The sequence below is a fragment of the Paracoccus endophyticus genome (genome assembly GCF_003286075.1).
GTDB lineage: Bacteria > Pseudomonadota > Alphaproteobacteria > Rhodobacterales > Rhodobacteraceae > Paracoccus > Paracoccus endophyticus.
The window spans coordinates 80,418-96,395 of record NZ_QLUV01000005.1 but is presented as its reverse complement, the minus strand read 5'-3'; the positions used below and the strand labels follow the sequence as shown (position 1 = coordinate 96,395).

The following is a 15,978-nucleotide window of genomic DNA, read 5'->3' as shown; positions in this document are numbered from 1 at the left end:
TGCGCCGGCGTCCGCCTGCGGGGGGCCGCCGATGATCGCCTTGCTGATGCGCGACCTGCGGCTTGCCACGCGGGCGGGGGGCGGCTTCGGGCTGGGGCTGGCGTTCTTTCTGATCGTCTGCACGCTGGTGCCCTTTGGCGTCGGCCCCGAAGGGGGAACGCTGGCGCGGATCGCGCCGGGCATCCTGTGGGTGGGCGCGCTGCTGGCCTGCCTGCTGTCGCTGGACCGAATCTTTGCCCTGGACTGGGAGGACGGCAGTCTCGACCTGCTGGCCACCGCCCCCCTGCCGCTGGAGGGCGCGGTTCTGGTCAAGGCGGCGGCCCACTGGATCACCACCGGACTGCCGCTGGTGCTGGCGGCGCCGGTCTTCGGCGTGCTGCTGCATCTGCCGGCTGCCGCCCAGCCCTGGCTGCTGGTGTCGCTGGGCGTGGGCACGCCCGCGCTGTCGATGCTGGGGGCGTTCGGCGCGGCGATCACCGTGGGGCTGCGCCGGGGCGGGCTGCTGATGTCCCTGCTGGTCCTGCCGCTGTACGTGCCCACGCTGATCTTCGGGGCCGAGGCGGTGCGACGCGGGGCCGCAGGGGCCGACGGGGCGACGCCGCTGGTGTTTCTGTCGGGGATCACCCTTGCGGTGCTGGCCACGATGCCCTTTGCGGCCGCCGCGGCGCTGCGGGTCAACCTGCGGTGAGGGGGCTTTCCGCGGCCCCGGCCTGCGGCTAAGGAAGCACCATGTCGATCTGGGAATACGCCAACCCCGTCAAGTTCATGCGGACCTCGTCCGCGATCCTGCCGTGGGTCGCCGCGGGCGCGGCGCTGTGCCTGGGCGCGGGGCTGGTCTGGGGGTTCCTGACGCCGCAGGACTACAAGCAGGGCTCGACGGTCAAGATCATGTTCCTGCATGTCCCCGCCGCCATGATGGCGATCAACATCTGGGTGATGATGCTGGCCGCCTCGCTGATCTGGCTGATCCGGCGGCACCATGTCAGCGCGCTGGCCGCCAAGGCGGCGGCCCCCGTGGGCGCGGTGATGACGGTGATCGCGCTGCTGACCGGGGCGATCTGGGGCCAGCCGATGTGGGGCACATGGTGGGAATGGGACCCGCGGCTGACCGCCTTCCTGATCCTGTTCCTGTTCTATCTTGGCTATATCGCGCTGTGGTCGGCGGTGGACAACCCCGATAGCGCCGCCGATCTGACCGGCGTGCTGTGCCTCGTCGGCTCGGTCTTCGCGGTGCTGTCGCGCTATGCGGTGAACTTCTGGAACCAGGGGCTGCACCAGGGCGCATCGCTGTCGGTCAAGGCGGGCGAGCGGGTGGACCCCACCTACAAATACCCGCTGTATCTGTGCATGCTGGGGTTCTTTCTGCTGTTCGTGACGCTGCTGCTGATCCGCACGCGCACGGAAATCCGCCGCCGCCGCACGGCGGCGCTGCTGGCGCGCGAGGTGCGGGGATGATCGAACTGGGGAAATATGCAGGCCCGGTGCTGGCCGCCTGGGGCGTGTCGCTGGCGCTGCTGGCCGGGATGGTGGTGCAGACGCTGCTGGCCGACGCCCGCGCCCGCCGCGCACTGGAGCAGGTGGAGCGCAACCGTGGCTAGGGTCTCGCCCCTGGTCGCGCTGCCGCCGCTGGCCTTTGCCGCGCTGGCGGGCATGTTCCTGTGGGGCATGAACCGGGACGACCCGACCGCGCTGCCCTCGACCCTGATCGGACAGCAGGCGCCGGCGGTGCCCACGACCGGGCTGCCCGGCACCGCGCAGTTGACCGACGCCGATCTGCGGACCGGCAAGGTGACGCTGGTCAACTTCTGGGCCAGCTGGTGCCCGCCCTGCCGGGCCGAGCACCCGACGCTGACCGCCCTGACGGCCGAGGGAATCCCGGTCATGGGCGTCGATCTCAAGGACCCCGAGCCGCAGGCCCGCCGGTTCCTGGCCGAGCACGGCAACCCCTTTGCCAAGATCGCAACCGACCCGCAGGGGCGCACCGCGATCGAGTGGGGCGTGACCGCGCCCCCCGAAACCTTCATCCTGGACGGGCAGGGACGGGTGCTGTTCCGCCATGCCGGGCCACTGGTCGGGGATGATTACCGCCAGCGGTTCCGCCCGGAACTGGACAAGGCACTGGCCGCGGCGGCGGCCCAGGGCACGGCCGCGGCCGACTGACCGCCGGTCGGCCCGGCAGGATGCGGCCCCGCGGGACCGCCGCCGTTGTCGATGATCTCGGCCGTCTCGCCCCAGGACGTCGTCGGTGTCGCGGCGCGGGACGGCTGTGTCCTCGATCCGCAGCCTGTGCGTGCCATATGGGAACACGACCTCGGCGCCCTGCCGGGTCAGGTCTGACCGCACGGCCGACCAGCCCGACAGGGTGAAGCTTTGCACGTCGCTATCGTCGTCGCCGTTTCGCGGATCACGTTGCGGCCGCGGGTAAAGACAAAGCCGTCGGCGCCGTCGCCGCCGCAAAGGTTGTCCCCGCCCGTGCCCCTTGCAGATGGGATCGTCCGTTGCGGACGGCAGACCGCAAGCGCCGGATCTTCATCATTGTCCTGTGACACGGCCCCCTGCGCGCAAGGGCGCAGGGGGCCGTGTGGCATCGGTTCTGGCCCAGGCGCGCCCGGGCGCCCCCAAGGCCGGCCGATCAGGACTTGGCGAGGTTGCGCAGCACGTAGTGCAGCACGCCGCCGTTCTTCAGGTAGTCGATTTCAACTTCGGTATCGACGCGGGCCTTCAGCGGGATGGTCTTTTCAGTGCCGTCGGCATAGCGGATCGTCGCCGGGACCGTCGCCAGCGGGCGGAAGCCCTCGGCCAGGCCCGAGATCGAGATCACCTCGTCACCCGTCAGGTTCAGCGTGCGGCGGTTGTCGCCGCCGGTGAACTCGAACGGGATCACCCCCATGCCGACCAGGTTCGAGCGGTGGATGCGCTCGAAGCTTTCGGCGATCACGGCCTTGACGCCCAGCAGGTTGGTGCCCTTGGCCGCCCAGTCGCGGCTGGAGCCTGCGCCGTATTCGACGCCGCCGATGATCACCAGCGGAACGCCCCGCTCCTTCCACGCCATTGCCGCGTCATAGATCGACGTTTCCGTGCCGTCCGGCCCCTTGGTGTAGCCGCCCTCGGTCCCGGCCAGCATCTCGTTCTTGATGCGGATGTTGGCGAAGGTGCCCCGCATCATGACCTCGTGGTTGCCGCGGCGAGAGCCATAGCTGTTGAAGTCGGCGGGCGCGACCTGGCGCTCGGTCAGATAGCGGCCCGCGGGGGTGGCGGGCTTGAACGAGCCCGCCGGGCTGATGTGGTCGGTGGTGATCATGTCACCCAGCACCGCCAGCACCCGCGCGCCCTCAAGGTCCGAGATGACGCCCGGTTCGCGCGCCATGCCCTGGAAATAGGGCGGGTTCTGGATATAGGTCGAGGTCGGCGGCCAGTCATAGGTCTCGCTGTCCGTCGTCTCGACCGCCTGCCAGCGCTCGTCGCCCTTGAACACGTCGGCGTACTTGGTCTGGAACATCTCGCGCGTCACGATGCGGTCCACGAGCTCCGACACCTCTCGCGAGGTGGGCCACAGGTCGCGCAGGTAGACCGGATTGCCGTCCTTGTCGATGGCCAGCGGCTCTTGGGTGATGTCGATGTTCATGTCGCCCGCGATGGCATAGGCCACGACCAGCGGCGGCGAGGCGAGGTAGTTGGCGCGCACGTCGGGCGAGATCCGCCCCTCGAAGTTGCGGTTGCCCGACAGCACCGACACGGCGACCAGGTCGTTCTCGTTGATCGACCGAGAGATTTCGGGCGCGAGCGGGCCCGAGTTGCCGATGCAGGTGGTGCAGCCGAACCCGACCAGGTTGAACCCCAGCGCGTCCAGGTCCTCCTGCAGGCCCGCGGCCTTGAGGTATTCCTCGACCACCTGCGATCCCGGCGCGAGCGAGGTCTTGACCCACGGCTTGCGGGTCAGGCCGCGTTCGCGCGCCTTGCGTGCCACAAGGCCGGCCGCCATCAGTACATAGGGGTTCGAGGTGTTGGTGCAGGACGTGATCGAGGCGATCACGATCGAGCCGTCGCGCAGCACATAGTCCTGCCCCTCGACCCGGCCACGCGCCAGCATGCCGTCGCGGTCGCCGCCGGGGATGTCCTCGGGCGCCGGCGCCGGGGCGCCGCCCTCGGCGGTCATCTTCGCCTTCTGGGCGGCAGGGGCCGTGGGCGCCGGGGGAAGGCTGCGGATATACTCCTTGAACGTCTGGGCTGCTGCATCCAGCGCGACATGGTCCTGCGGGCGCTTGGGACCGGAAATCGCGGGCACCACCTCGCCCAGGTCCAGTTCCAGCGTCGAGGTGTAGACCGGCGCATAGCTGTCGTCGCGCCACATGCCATTGGCCTTGGCATAGGCCTCGACCAGCGCGATGCGGTCATCGTCGCGGCCGGTCTGGCGCAGATAGCGCAGGGTTTCCCCGTCCACGGGGAAAAAGCCGCAGGTGGCGCCGTATTCGGGGGCCATGTTGGCGATGGTCGCGCGGTCTGCCAGCGGCATGTTGTCCAGGCCCGCGCCGTAGAACTCGACGAACTTGCCCACGACCTTGTGGTCGCGCAGCATCTTGGTGACCTTCAGCACCAGGTCGGTCGCGGTCACGCCCTCGCGCAGCGCGCCCGTGACCTTGAAGCCCACGACCTCGGGGATCAGCATGGAAATCGGCTGGCCCAGCATCGCGGCCTCGGCCTCGATCCCGCCGACGCCCCAGCCCAGGACGGCAAGGCCGTTGACCATCGTGGTGTGGCTGTCGGTGCCGACCAGCGTGTCGGGATAGGCGACGGTGGCGCCGGTCTGGTCGGTGTCGGTCCAGACGGTCTGCGCCAGGTATTCCAGGTTCACCTGGTGGCAGATGCCGGTGCCCGGCGGCACCACGCGGAAGTTGTTGAACGCGCCCTGGCCCCATTTCAGGAACTGATAGCGTTCCATGTTGCGCTGGTATTCCAGTTCCACGTTGCGCTGAAAGGCGCGGGGGGTGCCGAATTCGTCGATCATCACGGAATGGTCGATGACCAGATCGACGGGGTTCAGCGGGTTGATCTTCTGCGCGTCGCCGCCCAGCGCCTTGATGCCGTCGCGCATCGCGGCCAGGTCCACGACCGCCGGGACGCCGGTGAAGTCCTGCATCAGCACGCGCGCCGGGCGATAGGCGATCTCGCGCGCGGACTTGCCGCCGTTCACGGCCCAGTCGGCGAAGGCGCGGATGTCGTCGGTGGACACGGTGAAGCCGCCGTCCTCGAACCGCAGCATGTTTTCCAGCACGACCTTCAGCGCGGCCGGCAGGCGCGAGAAATCGCCCAGGCCCGCCTCGGTCGCGGCGGGGATCGAGTAATAGGCGACGGTCTGCCCGCCAACCGTCAGGTCGCGGCGGGTCTTGGCGGTATCGGTTCCGGTGACGATCGGCATGGCGGTGCTTCCTCGGGTGGGTGGCAACAGGGCTGACGACGCCTCCCGCTTGCCCGGTTTTCCGCGCCCGCACAAGACGCGGACTGCGGCAGACAGGGGTGCTCGCCGGTATTGTATGCCATAGTATACATTGGCGGCCCGTGATGCAAGCCGGGGCGTCGGGGTTTCGACGGGCCATCGGCCATGGGCTGCCGGATCGCGCCATCCTAACGCATCGTTGATTTGGCCCGCCCCTGCCGCGAGCCTAAACACCGAGGGTCATGATGATCCCCTTTCCCCTCTTCGCCCGCGCGTCCTTCGGCGTTCTTCGCCGCCGCGCCGGGTCGGGGCGCGCGGTGCTGCTGGCGGCCGCGGTCGCGCTGGCGGGTCCGGTGTCGGCGCAGGACGACGGCCTGACCGAGGGCGGCATTGCCGTCATCCAGGCGCCCGAGGGCGACTCGACCCTGGACGTCGGCGGCTACATGTCCCTGGCGCCGCAGGCCCTGCCGTCCGACCCGGCCACGCTTGCCGCGCCCGAGGCGCGCGGCCCCGCGGGCATGCCGCCGGTGGTGGTCGAGCTGTTCACGGCGCAGGGCTGTTCGTCCTGCCCGCCCGCGGATGCGCTGGTCGCGGCGCTGGCCGACCGGCCCGATATCCTGCCGCTGGCCTGGCACGTCGATTACTGGGATTACCTTGGCTGGGCCGATGATTTCGCCCGCCCCGAACACACCGCCCGCCAGCAGGCCTATGCCGAGGTGGCCGGCGAGCATGGCGTCTATACGCCGCAGATCGTCGTGGACGGACAGGACACGCTGATCACCGTCCAGCGCGCGACCCTGGTCGCGCTGATCGACGAGCATGCCGCGCGCCCCCCGGCCGTCAGCGTCACCGCCAGCGGGCAGGACGGGCAGTATGTCATCGACCTGATGCCGCGCGCCGCGATCCCGGGCGGAGTGTCCGTGACGCTGATCCGCTATGCCGACCACAGGTCCGTCACGATCCGCGCCGGCGAGAACCGCGGCCGCACGGTCGATTACGCCAACATCGTGCTGGGGGCCGAGACCCTGCACCAGTGGGACGCCCGCACCCCCCTGCGCCTGACGGTCACGCCCGGCGCCCAGCCCGACGGGCGCTTTCCGCCCGGCACCCGGCACGCCATCCTTGCACAGCAAAGCCTGCCGGGCGCGCTGCCCGGCCCGATCCTGGCGGCCGTGCGGCTGGACTGACGGATCGTTTCGGCGATAGTGAACAGAACGGGAACGCGATTGTTGCGATTCCGCCGTCAGCCGCTATGGTGCAGGGCATGAGCCAGTTTGACGACAGCGACGCATTCCAGGCGGCAGCGGCCGCAACCGCGCGGGTTCCGCTGTCGCAGCGGGCCATGGGAACGCGGCCCACGCCCTATCTGGACGGGCTGAACCCCGCGCAGCGGCAGGCGGTCGAGACGCTGGACGGCCCTGTCCTGCTGCTGGCGGGGGCGGGCACCGGCAAGACCCGCGCGCTGACCGCGCGCATTGCCCATCTGCTGACGCTGGGCCGCGCCACGCCGGGCCGTATCCTGGCCGTGACCTTCACCAACAAGGCCGCGCGCGAGATGCGGCAGCGCGTCGCCCGGCTGATGGGCGAGACGGTCGAGGGGATGCCGTGGCTGGGCACGTTCCACTCGATCAGCGTCAAGATCCTGCGCCGCCATGCCGAGCTGGTCGGCGGGGACGGGCTGCACCTGAAGCCCAGCTTCACCATCCTGGACACCGACGACCAGATCCGGCTGCTGAAGCAACTGATCGCCGCCGACAACATCGACGAAAAGCGCTGGCCGGCGCGGATGCTGGCGGGGCTGATCGACGACTGGAAAAACCGCGCCCTGACCCCGCCCCGCGTGCCCGCGGGCGAGGGGCAGGCCTATGACGGCCAGGGCGCGCGCCTGTACGCCGCCTATCAGCGGCGGCTGCTGGAACTGAACGCGGTCGATTTCGGCGACCTGCTGCTGCATTGCGTGACGATCTTTCAGGCCCATCCCGACGTGCTGGCCCAGTGGCAGGACCGATTCCGCTATATCCTGGTGGACGAGTACCAGGACACCAACGTGGCCCAGTACCTGTGGCTGCGGCTGCTGGCATCGGCGCATCGCAACATCTGCTGCGTGGGCGACGACGACCAGTCCATCTATGGCTGGCGCGGGGCCGAGGTCGGCAACATCCTGCGGTTCGAGGCCGACTTTCCCGGCGCCCAGGTGATCCGGCTGGAGCAGAACTATCGCTCGACCCCCGACATCCTGGCAGCGGCCTCGGGGCTGATCGCCGCCAACAAGGGGCGGCTGGGCAAGACCCTGTGGACCGAGGCCGAGGGCGGCGAAAAGGTGCGCCTGATCGGCCACTGGGACAGCGAGGCCGAGGCCCGCTGGATCGGAGAGGAGATCGAGGCCTTTCACGGCGGCCACCGCCACGCCCTCGGCAAGCGCGACCTGAACGACATCGCCATTCTGGTCCGCGCCACGCACCAGATGCGGGCCTTCGAGGACCGCTTCATGACGATCGGCCTGCCTTATCGCGTGATCGGCGGCCCGCGGTTCTATGAACGCCAGGAAATCCGCGATGCGATGGCCTATTTCCGGCTGGCGGTCAGCCCGACCGACGATCTGGCGTTCGAGCGGATCGTGAACGTCCCCAAGCGGGGCCTGGGCGACAAGGCGGTCCAGACCATCCAGCGCGAAGCCCGCTCGCGCGGCCTGTCGCTGATCGAGGGGGCGGCCGCGGCCGTCGCCAATGGCGCGCTGACCGGCAAGGGGGCAGGGGCGCTGCGCCTGTTCGTCGAGGGGATGCGCCGCTGGCACGCGGACGCCCTGGACAGCAGGGTCAGCCATGTGGATCTGGCCGAGCGCATCCTGGACGAATCGGGCTATACCGCGATGTGGCAGGCCGACCGGTCGCCGGACGCGCCGGGGCGGCTGGACAACCTCAAGGAACTGGTCAAGGCGCTGGAGGCCTTCGACAACCTTCAGGGGTTCCTGGAACACGTGGCGCTGGTGATGGATGCGTCCGAGGGCGAGCAGGCCGACGAGGTCAGCATCATGACGCTGCACGCCGCCAAGGGGCTGGAATACCCCATCGTGTTCCTGCCGGGGTGGGAGGACGGACTGTTTCCCAGCCAGCGCAGCATGGACGAATCGGGCCTGAAGGGGCTGGAAGAGGAGCGGCGGCTGGCCTATGTCGGCCTGACCCGCGCCGAGACGCTGGCGACGATCAGCTTTGCCGGGAACCGGCGGATGTATGGCCAGTGGCAATCCTCGCTGCCGTCGCGGTTCATCGACGAGCTGCCCGAATCGCATGTGGACGTGCTGACCCCGCCGGGGCTTTACGGCGGCGGCTATGGGGCGGCGGCGCAACCCTTTGCCGCCTCGGCCATGCACGAAAAGGCCGCGCGGGCGGATGTGTACAACTCGCCGGGGTGGAAGCGGATGCAGGACCGCGCCGGCGCGCGCGCGCAGCCGGTGCATCGGACGCCGGTCGTGATCGACGCGGCGCCGGGCGCGCGGTTCAGCGTGGGGGACCGCGTGTTCCACCAGAAGTTCGGCACCGGCACCATCAGGGGCATCGCCGAGGACACGCTGACGGTCGAGTTTCCGGCCGGGTTCAAGACCATCAAGGCCGCCTATGTGCAGCCGGCGACACAGGCGCCCGACGACGTGCCGTTCTGATCGCGGGCGCGGCCCGCCTTGACCCGGTGGCGCCACCCGCCTATCTGCGGGCCTGCGCGGACGGCTGGATGACCGCGGCGGGGCGTGCCTCGTCGAGGAAAGTCCGGGCTCCATGCAGGCACGGTGCCGGGTAACGCCCGGCGGGGGCAACCCCAGGGAAAGCGCCACAGAGAACAGACCACCCCGGCCCGAGCAATCGGACACCGTCGGGGAACGGGTGAAACGGTGGGGTAAAAGCCCACCGCGGGACGGGCAACCGGACCGGCACGGCAAGCCCCACCGGGAGCAATGCCGAATAGGGATCGCGCGCGGGGGCAACCCCGCAGGGCCGCCTGCGCCCCAGCAGATCCGGGTTGGCAGCTTGATCCCGTCGGTAACGGCGGGGCCAGAGGAATGGTCATCCAGGGGGCTCGCCCCCGGACAGAACCCGGCTTACAGGCCGTCCGTGCAACCTTTGTCAAGATGCTGAAAAAGATTACCGCGCTCGGGAACCATCTGCTACCTTGGTCCGAGTTTCAGCATCCAAACGATTGCGGGGGGCGACGATGCTGCAGGACCCAACGGGTTTCGACACCGCTTCCGTTCCTTGCGCCGGTGGCGTGGACACGTCCCTGGCGCTGGCGCTGATGCGGCAACTGACCCAGCCCGTCATCCTGATGGACCCGGACGGGCGCGTGACACAGATCAACGCGGCGGGCATGGCGTGCCTGGCCGCCGGCATGGTCGATGTCCCGAACGGGCGGTTCTGGTGGGAGCTGTGGCCCCATGCCAACCGCGACGAACTGCACGCGGCCCTTGCGGATGCCGCCGCGGGCGAGACGATGCGGATCACCCTGAACTGCAAGCGTTCGGTGTCGTCCACGGCGACCCTGACCCCGATCGAGGACGAGATCGGACGGGTCGCCAAGATCCTGTGCGTCCTTCGGGCGTAGGGGGGCAGGGGTTGCAGAAAGCCGGTTGACTTCGGCCCGCGCCCGCGTAAAAGGCGGGCTTCACGAATTGACGGGGTGAACCCGCCGCGGCCTGTGTCGCGCGCCCCATGAGGAGCAGGACCAATGGCGAAACCGACGACGATCAAGATCCGTCTGAACTCGAGCGCCGGGACCGGGCATTTCTACGTTACCAAGAAGAACGCCCGCACGATGACCGAGAAGATGACGGTCAACAAGTACGACCCGGTCGCCCGCAAGCATGTCGAGTACAAGGAAGGCAAGATCAAGTAGGATCGGCCTTCGGCTGATGTCTTGGCTTGTGCAGAACCGTGCCCGCCGGGCGCGGTTTTTTCGCATGGGCGCGCGGCGTGGTCCGTCGGGCTGAGGGCCTCGTGACCCGGACGGCGCTGCCCCCCGCCGGGCCGGCGCCCTGACGGCCGCCGCCATCCTTCACACAACCCTCACGCCGCCGTCACGTCCTCGTCGCCACACTGGCCCACAGACGCCACAAGGGGCGGGATTGCGGGGGCGCGATGGCGCTGATGGCAGTGAACGACGCGCAGGACCGGGACGGCCTGCTGGCACAGGCGGCGGCGCTGCCGGCCGGGGCGCCGATCGTGGTGATGATCCACGGCTATCGCTATCGCCCCGGCGCCCGCGACCGCGATCCCCACCGCCACATCCTGTCCCTTGCGCCCGACCCCCACACCCGTCGCGTGGTCTCGTGGCCGGCGGGCCTGGGGTTCACGGCGGACGGGCCCGAGGGGCTGGCCGTGGCCCTGGGGTGGCCGTCCGATGGCGGGCTACGGTCGGCCTATGCGCGCGCCTCGGACGTGGGGGCAGAGCTTGCGTCGCTGATCGACCGGCTGGCCGTCACCGCCCGGCGGCCGGTGGCGCTGATCGGGCATTCGCTGGGCGCGCGCGTTGCGCTGGCCGCGCTGTGCCGTGCGGCGCCGGGCACGGTCGGGCGGCTGGTCCTGCTGGCGGCCGCAGAGCTGCGCGACCGCGCGGACGCGGCCATCGCCAGCCCGGCCGGCCTGCTGGCCGAGGTCATCAACGTGACCTCGCGCGAGAACGACCCTTTCGATCTTGGGTTCGAGCTGATCCTGACGGCGGGCCGGGGCCGGGCGCTGGGGTTCGGCCTGTCGCAGCCGCGGCGCAACTGGGTGGATGTGCAGATCGACGACCCCGCGACGCGGGCGGGTCTGGCGGCGCTGGGCTTCACCATCGACCACCGGCCCAGCCGGGCCTGTCACTGGTCGCCCTATATGGCGCCCGGAGTGTTCGAGCTGTATCGCGCGGCGCTGGCGGGGCCCGACCGGCTGCCGCTGCGGGTGTTGCGGGCCACGCTGCCCGACCACCCGGCGCCGCGCTGGTCGCGGCTGCTGGGCGCGCGCGCTCAGTCGCGGCCGGCGCCCGTTTCGCTGTCGCCGGCGGCATAGCGCGTGAACAGCCCCGCGTTCGCCACGAAGAACAGCACCATCAGCACCGGCAGGCCAAAGGTCTTGAAGCTGACCCAGACGCTGTCCGACTGGGTGCGCCACACCACCTCGTTCACCACGGCCAGCGCGACGAACAGCCCCGTCAGCCGCAGGGTCAGCGCGCGCCACCCCTCGGGGCGCAGGGGCACCGCGTCGCCCAGCACCGCGCCCAGCCAGTTGCGCCGCAATCCGAGGCTGAGCCCCAGAAGCCCTGCGAACAGCAGATAGATCATCGTCGGCTTCATCTTGAAAAAGCGCGGATCGTTCAGCCAGACGCTGAGGCCGCCGAAGACCACCACCAGAACCAGCGTCATGACCTGCATCACCGACAGGCGCCGGGTCAGCGCCCACAGCGCCAGCGTGGACGCGACAAGCATCGGAACGAACACCAGCGTCGCAAAGACGAACCCCGACAGCTCGCGCCCCGCCACCGCCACCGTGCGATCGCGAAGCAGCATGAACACCGCGAAGAACACCAGCAGCGGGCCGTATTCCAGGGTCGATTTCAGCACGGGGGAAACGGGGCGCATGCAAAGCTCCGGGTCAGGCAGGGCGCGCGCCCGGGGCGGGCGCGGGATGGCTCAGCATAGCGCCCGGGACGGCCGGCGCAACGAAGGGCGTGCGCCGGCGGATACACCCGCCGGCGCCGGCCGGTGTCAGGCATGGGGCAGCTTGCCGTCCACGTTGCGCGTCTTGATCAGCGACAGCGCGATGCCGCCCCCCAGGATCAGCGCGGTGATGCCCAGCGACCAGGCGGGCGGGAACTTGCCCATGCCCAGCAGGTCGGCCACGAACACCTTGCTGCCGATGAAGATCAGCAGGATCGCCAGCGCCGGCTTGAGATAGGCGAACCGGTGCAGAACCGCCGCCAGGGCGAAGTACAGCGCCCTCAGGCCCAGGATCGCAAAGATGTTGGAGGTATAGACCAGGAACGGGTCGGTGGTGATGGCGAAGATGGCGGGCACGCTGTCCACGGCAAAGATCAGGTCCGCGATCTCGATCACGATCAGCGCCAGAAACAGCGGCGTCATGTACAGGCGCAGCCGACCGCGCGTGTCGGCCTGGCGGACGAAGAACCGCTCGCCGTGCAGCGTGGACGTGACCCGCGCGCGCCGCGTCAGCCACGCCAGCCAGCGATTCTCGGCCAGATCGCCGTGCCCTTCGCCCGAAACCAGCATCTTGACGCCGGTCAGCACCAGGAACGCCGCGAACACGTACAGCACCCAGCCGTATTGCTGCACCAGCGCCGCGCCCAGCCCGATCATGATCGCGCGCAGGACGATGACGCCCAGGATGCCCCAGAACAGGACCCGGTGCTGATAGGCGCGGGGAATGGCGAAATAGCCGAAGATCATTGCGATGACGAAGACGTTGTCCATCGCCAGCGATTTCTCGACGACAAAGCCCGTCAGGTACTCGGCCGCCGACTGCGCGCCCATCTGCCACCAGACAAAGCCGCCGAAGGTCACGCCCACGGCGATGTAGAACGCCGATGTCAGCAGGCTCTGCCGGACGCCGATCTCGTGCGCGCCGCGGTTCAGCACACCCAGGTCCAGCGCCAGAAGCGCAAGGACCAGGGTGACGAACCCCGTCCACATCCAGACCGGCTGGCCCAGGAAAAGCTGCATGAAAAAGTCCATAGCCGTCGCCCCCTCGGATGATCTGAACAACCGACATCACGACCCTGCAGGATCGCCAGAGGGGCCCGGTTGCGTGACATATGGCCTGCCGGACCATCGGATCAAGGATCGAAAGGAAGAAAACCACGCCCAGAAGCCGACTTGCACCACGCTGCGCCGTTGCGTTGCGGGCGCTGCGGCAGTAACCCCGCGCCATGACACGCATGCCGCATCCCCGCACCCGCGCCGTCCACCATGGGATCCGCCGCAGCCAGTATGGCGAGATGGCCGAGGCCCTGTTCCTGACGCAGGGGTTCGTCTACGACACCGCCGCCCAGGCCGAGGGGCGGTTCACGTCGGTCGGGCCGGACGAGTTCATCTATGCCCGCTACGGCAACCCCACCAGCCGCATGTTCGAGGACCGGATCGCCGACCTCGAGGGGACCGAGGACGCATTCGCCACCGCATCGGGCATGGCGGCCGTGAACGGCGCCCTGATGGCGATGACGCGCCCGGGGGACCGGGTCGTGGCGGCGCGGCAGCTGTTCGGCTCCTGCCTGTATGTGCTGGACATCCTCAGGCGCTTCGGGGTCGAGGTGGTGCTGGTGGACGGCACTGACGCGGCGCAGTGGCAGGCGGCGGTGACGCCCGGCACGCGGGCGGTGTTCTTCGAATCGGTGTCGAACCCCACGCTCGAGGTGATGGACATCGCGGCCATCAGCGCCATCGCCCATGCGGCCGGCGCCCTGGTCGTGGTGGACAACGTCTTCGCGACGCCGGTGTTTTCCCGCGCGGTCGAGCAGGGGGCTGACGTGGTCATCTATTCGACGACCAAGCACGTGGACGGCGGCGGGCGGTGCCTCGGCGGGGTCATCTGCGGCACGCGCCAGTTCGTGCGCGAGGTGGCCGAGCCGTATCTCAAGCACACGGGGGGCGCGATCAGCCCGTTCAACGCGTGGATCATGCTGAACGGGTTGGCCAGCATGGACCTGCGCGTGCGCGCGATGGCTGACAGCGCGGCGCTGGTGGCCGATGCGCTGGCGGACGCGGGCGTGCGGGTGATCTTTCCCGGCCGCGCTGATCATCCCCAGCACGCGCTGGCCATGGCCCAGATGGGCACGGGCGGCACGATGATCGCCTTCGACCTCGGGTCCAAGCAGGCGGCGTTCGCGGCGCTGGACCGGCTGGCGCTGATCTCGATCTCGAACAACCTGGGCGACGCGAAATCCATCGCCACCCATCCCGCCACGACCACCCACCAGCGCCTGTCGCCCGAGGATCAGGCGGCGCTGGGAATCACCCCCGGGCTGGTGCGGCTGTCGGTCGGGCTGGAGCATCCGGACGACCTGATCGCCGATCTGCGTCAGGCCCTGGGGAACTGAGGCGCGGCACCTTTCCCCGACCGCCTGCCCGCCCCATATTGTGCGCGGTGCCGACGGCGGCCCGCCAGGACGACAGGACGCGCGCATGACCCAGAACCGCCCGCTGACCCCCGTCTATCCGGCGCTCAGCCGGGCCTATCCGGCCGAGTTCACCGTCTCGGACCAGTACAGGGACAGCCTGCCCGACCTGCAGAACGGACCGGCCAGCCTGATCGTGGGCGCCCGGACGGCGATCCAGCATGTCGGCATCTCGAACTTTCGCCTGCCGATCCGCTATCACACCCGCGACGGCGGAGAGATCGTGCTGGAAACCAGCGTGACCGGCACGGTCAGCCTGGACGCCGACCGCAAGGGCATCAACATGTCGCGCATCATGCGGTCGTTCTATGCCCATGCGGAAAAGCAGTTCTCGCTGGGGGTGCTGGCGGCGGCGGTCCATGACTACAAGCAGCATCTGGACGCCTTCGATGCCCGCATCCAGATGCGGCTCAGCTATCCCGTCCGGGTCGCCTCGCTGCGGTCGGGGCTGAGCGGCTGGCAGTATTACGATATCGCGCTGGAGCTGGTGGACCAGGCCGGACAGCGCCTGCGGATGATGCATTTCGACTATGTCTATTCCTCGACCTGCCCCTGCTCGCTGGAACTGTCCGAACACGCGCGCGAAAGCCGGGGGCAGCTGGCGACGCCGCATTCGCAACGGTCGATCGCGCGCCTCTCGGTCGTGATGCAGGGCGAGGAGAAGCTGTGGTTCGAGGACATGGTCGCGCTGTGCCGCCGGGCTGTCGCGACCGAGACGCAGGTCATGGTCAAGCGCGAGGACGAGCAGGCCTTTGCCGAACTGAACGCCGCCAACCCGATCTTTGTCGAGGATGCCGTGCGGGCCTTTGCCCAGCAGCTGCTGGCCGAGCCGCGCATCGGGGATTTCCGCATCGTGGCCAGCCACCAGGAATCCCTGCACTCTCACGATGCCGTCAGCCTGCTGACCGAGGGGCCGACATTCGCGCAGGTCAGCCTCGACCCGATGATCTTTGCCGGGCTGCGCGCCTGACGTCAGGCGGGCGGTCCGGTCAGTCGATCAGGGTCTGGGCGGACAGGGCGCAGAACACCGCCGGATCGGCGTCGGGCGCGGCGTCACAGTCCGACAGCCGGGCCAGCGCCTCGACCGTGGCGCCGCCCTGGGCCGGCAGGGTCACGCGAAAGGGGTGAACCGGCGCAGGGGCGTCCGGCCCATGCCGATAGGCCGAGAACCGCTGCTCGGTCTGCACGCAGCGCGCCGCGGCCACGGCGAACCCTGCCTTGTCCAGCACCGCCGTCACAGCGCCAGCCTTGGCGGCGCAGGCCGCCGCGTCATCGGCGGGCGTCACCGCCAGATGTGGCGCGTCCGCGTGGCCCAGGGTCACGACGATCAGCACGGTGGCCAGCATGGCGGGCTCCTTTCGGGGGCGGGGCTTCCAGGGCGGACGGCGCGGGCC

Annotated in this window: 15 protein-coding genes and 1 other RNA gene; 12 read left to right on the top strand and 4 right to left on the bottom strand. The window is 69.5% G+C overall.

Annotation, left to right across the window (positions count from 1 at the left end):
- Positions 1-31: 31 nt before the first annotated feature.
- The 4 genes from ccmB to DPQ23_RS08070 are packed head-to-tail and all read left to right on the top strand — an operon-like array spanning position 32 to position 2,160.
- Positions 32-688 carry a heme exporter protein CcmB gene (gene ccmB, locus DPQ23_RS08080; protein WP_112874195.1) on the top strand — a complete coding sequence of 219 codons (657 nt, stop codon included), beginning with the start codon at positions 32-34 and terminating at the stop codon, positions 686-688.
- Between the two features lie 41 nt (positions 689-729).
- Complete coding sequence (locus DPQ23_RS08075) at positions 730-1,455, top strand: heme ABC transporter permease (protein ID WP_112874194.1); 726 nt, start codon at positions 730-732, stop codon at positions 1,453-1,455.
- On the top strand, positions 1,452-1,598 hold the full coding sequence (ccmD, locus tag DPQ23_RS15930; protein ID WP_240602578.1) for a heme exporter protein CcmD: 147 nt from the start codon (positions 1,452-1,454) through the stop codon (positions 1,596-1,598). Before DPQ23_RS08075 ends, ccmD begins: the two co-directional genes overlap by 4 nt.
- Positions 1,591-2,160, top strand: a complete 570-nt coding sequence (locus tag DPQ23_RS08070; RefSeq protein WP_240602577.1) for a DsbE family thiol:disulfide interchange protein — start codon at positions 1,591-1,593, stop codon at positions 2,158-2,160. Before ccmD ends, DPQ23_RS08070 begins: the two co-directional genes overlap by 8 nt.
- Before the next feature lie 472 nt (positions 2,161-2,632).
- Here the strand turns inward: DPQ23_RS08070 and acnA are convergent, their stop codons facing one another.
- Positions 2,633-5,416, bottom strand: coding sequence for an aconitate hydratase AcnA (gene acnA / locus DPQ23_RS08065; protein WP_112874192.1), 2,784 nt, complete (start codon positions 5,414-5,416; stop codon positions 2,633-2,635).
- Positions 5,417-5,679: 263 nt separating this feature from the next.
- Here acnA and DPQ23_RS08060 point away from each other — a divergent pair, with 263 nt between their 5' ends.
- The 6 genes from DPQ23_RS08060 to DPQ23_RS08035 all read left to right on the top strand — a co-directional run bounded on the left by DPQ23_RS08060 (position 5,680) and on the right by DPQ23_RS08035 (position 11,466).
- Positions 5,680-6,621 (top strand): DUF1223 domain-containing protein, encoded by a 942-nt coding sequence (locus tag DPQ23_RS08060; RefSeq protein WP_162630685.1) that lies wholly within the window; start codon positions 5,680-5,682, stop codon positions 6,619-6,621.
- A gap of 77 nt (positions 6,622-6,698) precedes the next feature.
- The gene (locus DPQ23_RS08055; RefSeq protein WP_112874296.1) at positions 6,699-9,092 is read left to right on the top strand and encodes an ATP-dependent helicase; all 2,394 of its coding nucleotides are present in this window, start codon (positions 6,699-6,701) and stop codon (positions 9,090-9,092) included.
- A gap of 56 nt (positions 9,093-9,148) precedes the next feature.
- Positions 9,149-9,543, top strand: an RNA gene (rnpB, locus tag DPQ23_RS08050) — RNase P RNA component class A.
- Positions 9,544-9,691: 148 nt separating this feature from the next.
- Positions 9,692-10,024 carry a PAS domain-containing protein gene (locus DPQ23_RS08045; RefSeq protein ID WP_162630684.1) on the top strand — a complete coding sequence of 111 codons (333 nt, stop codon included), beginning with the start codon at positions 9,692-9,694 and terminating at the stop codon, positions 10,022-10,024.
- Between the two features lie 123 nt (positions 10,025-10,147).
- Positions 10,148-10,315, top strand: a complete 168-nt coding sequence (rpmG, locus tag DPQ23_RS08040; RefSeq protein WP_017999830.1) for a 50S ribosomal protein L33 — start codon at positions 10,148-10,150, stop codon at positions 10,313-10,315.
- 242 nt (positions 10,316-10,557) lie between these two features.
- Positions 10,558-11,466 (top strand): DUF726 domain-containing protein, encoded by a 909-nt coding sequence (locus DPQ23_RS08035; protein ID WP_112874189.1) that lies wholly within the window; start codon positions 10,558-10,560, stop codon positions 11,464-11,466.
- On the opposite strand, the gene DPQ23_RS08030 is transcribed toward DPQ23_RS08035, so the two are convergent.
- Complete coding sequence (locus DPQ23_RS08030; protein WP_112874188.1) at positions 11,424-12,035, bottom strand: inner membrane-spanning protein YciB; 612 nt, start codon at positions 12,033-12,035, stop codon at positions 11,424-11,426. The genes DPQ23_RS08035 and DPQ23_RS08030 overlap by 43 nt on opposite strands.
- Before the next feature lie 126 nt (positions 12,036-12,161).
- Positions 12,162-13,133, bottom strand: coding sequence for a TerC family protein (locus DPQ23_RS08025; RefSeq protein ID WP_240602576.1), 972 nt, complete (start codon positions 13,131-13,133; stop codon positions 12,162-12,164).
- Between the two features lie 206 nt (positions 13,134-13,339).
- On the opposite strand from DPQ23_RS08025, the gene DPQ23_RS08020 reads away from it, so the two are divergent.
- Both DPQ23_RS08020 and folE2 read left to right on the top strand, forming a co-directional pair.
- Positions 13,340-14,506: an aminotransferase class I/II-fold pyridoxal phosphate-dependent enzyme gene (locus tag DPQ23_RS08020; protein ID WP_112874186.1), complete on the top strand. Its 1,167-nt coding sequence runs from the start codon at positions 13,340-13,342 to the stop codon at positions 14,504-14,506.
- An 85-nt stretch (positions 14,507-14,591) separates the two neighbouring features.
- A complete protein-coding gene (folE2, locus tag DPQ23_RS08015; protein ID WP_112874185.1) occupies positions 14,592-15,554 on the top strand; it encodes a GTP cyclohydrolase FolE2 in 963 nt (320 codons plus the stop codon).
- A 19-nt stretch (positions 15,555-15,573) separates the two neighbouring features.
- Here the strand turns inward: folE2 and DPQ23_RS08010 are convergent, their stop codons facing one another.
- Positions 15,574-15,930, bottom strand: coding sequence for a hypothetical protein (locus DPQ23_RS08010; protein ID WP_112874184.1), 357 nt, complete (start codon positions 15,928-15,930; stop codon positions 15,574-15,576).
- Between the last annotated feature and the right edge of the window lie 48 nt (positions 15,931-15,978).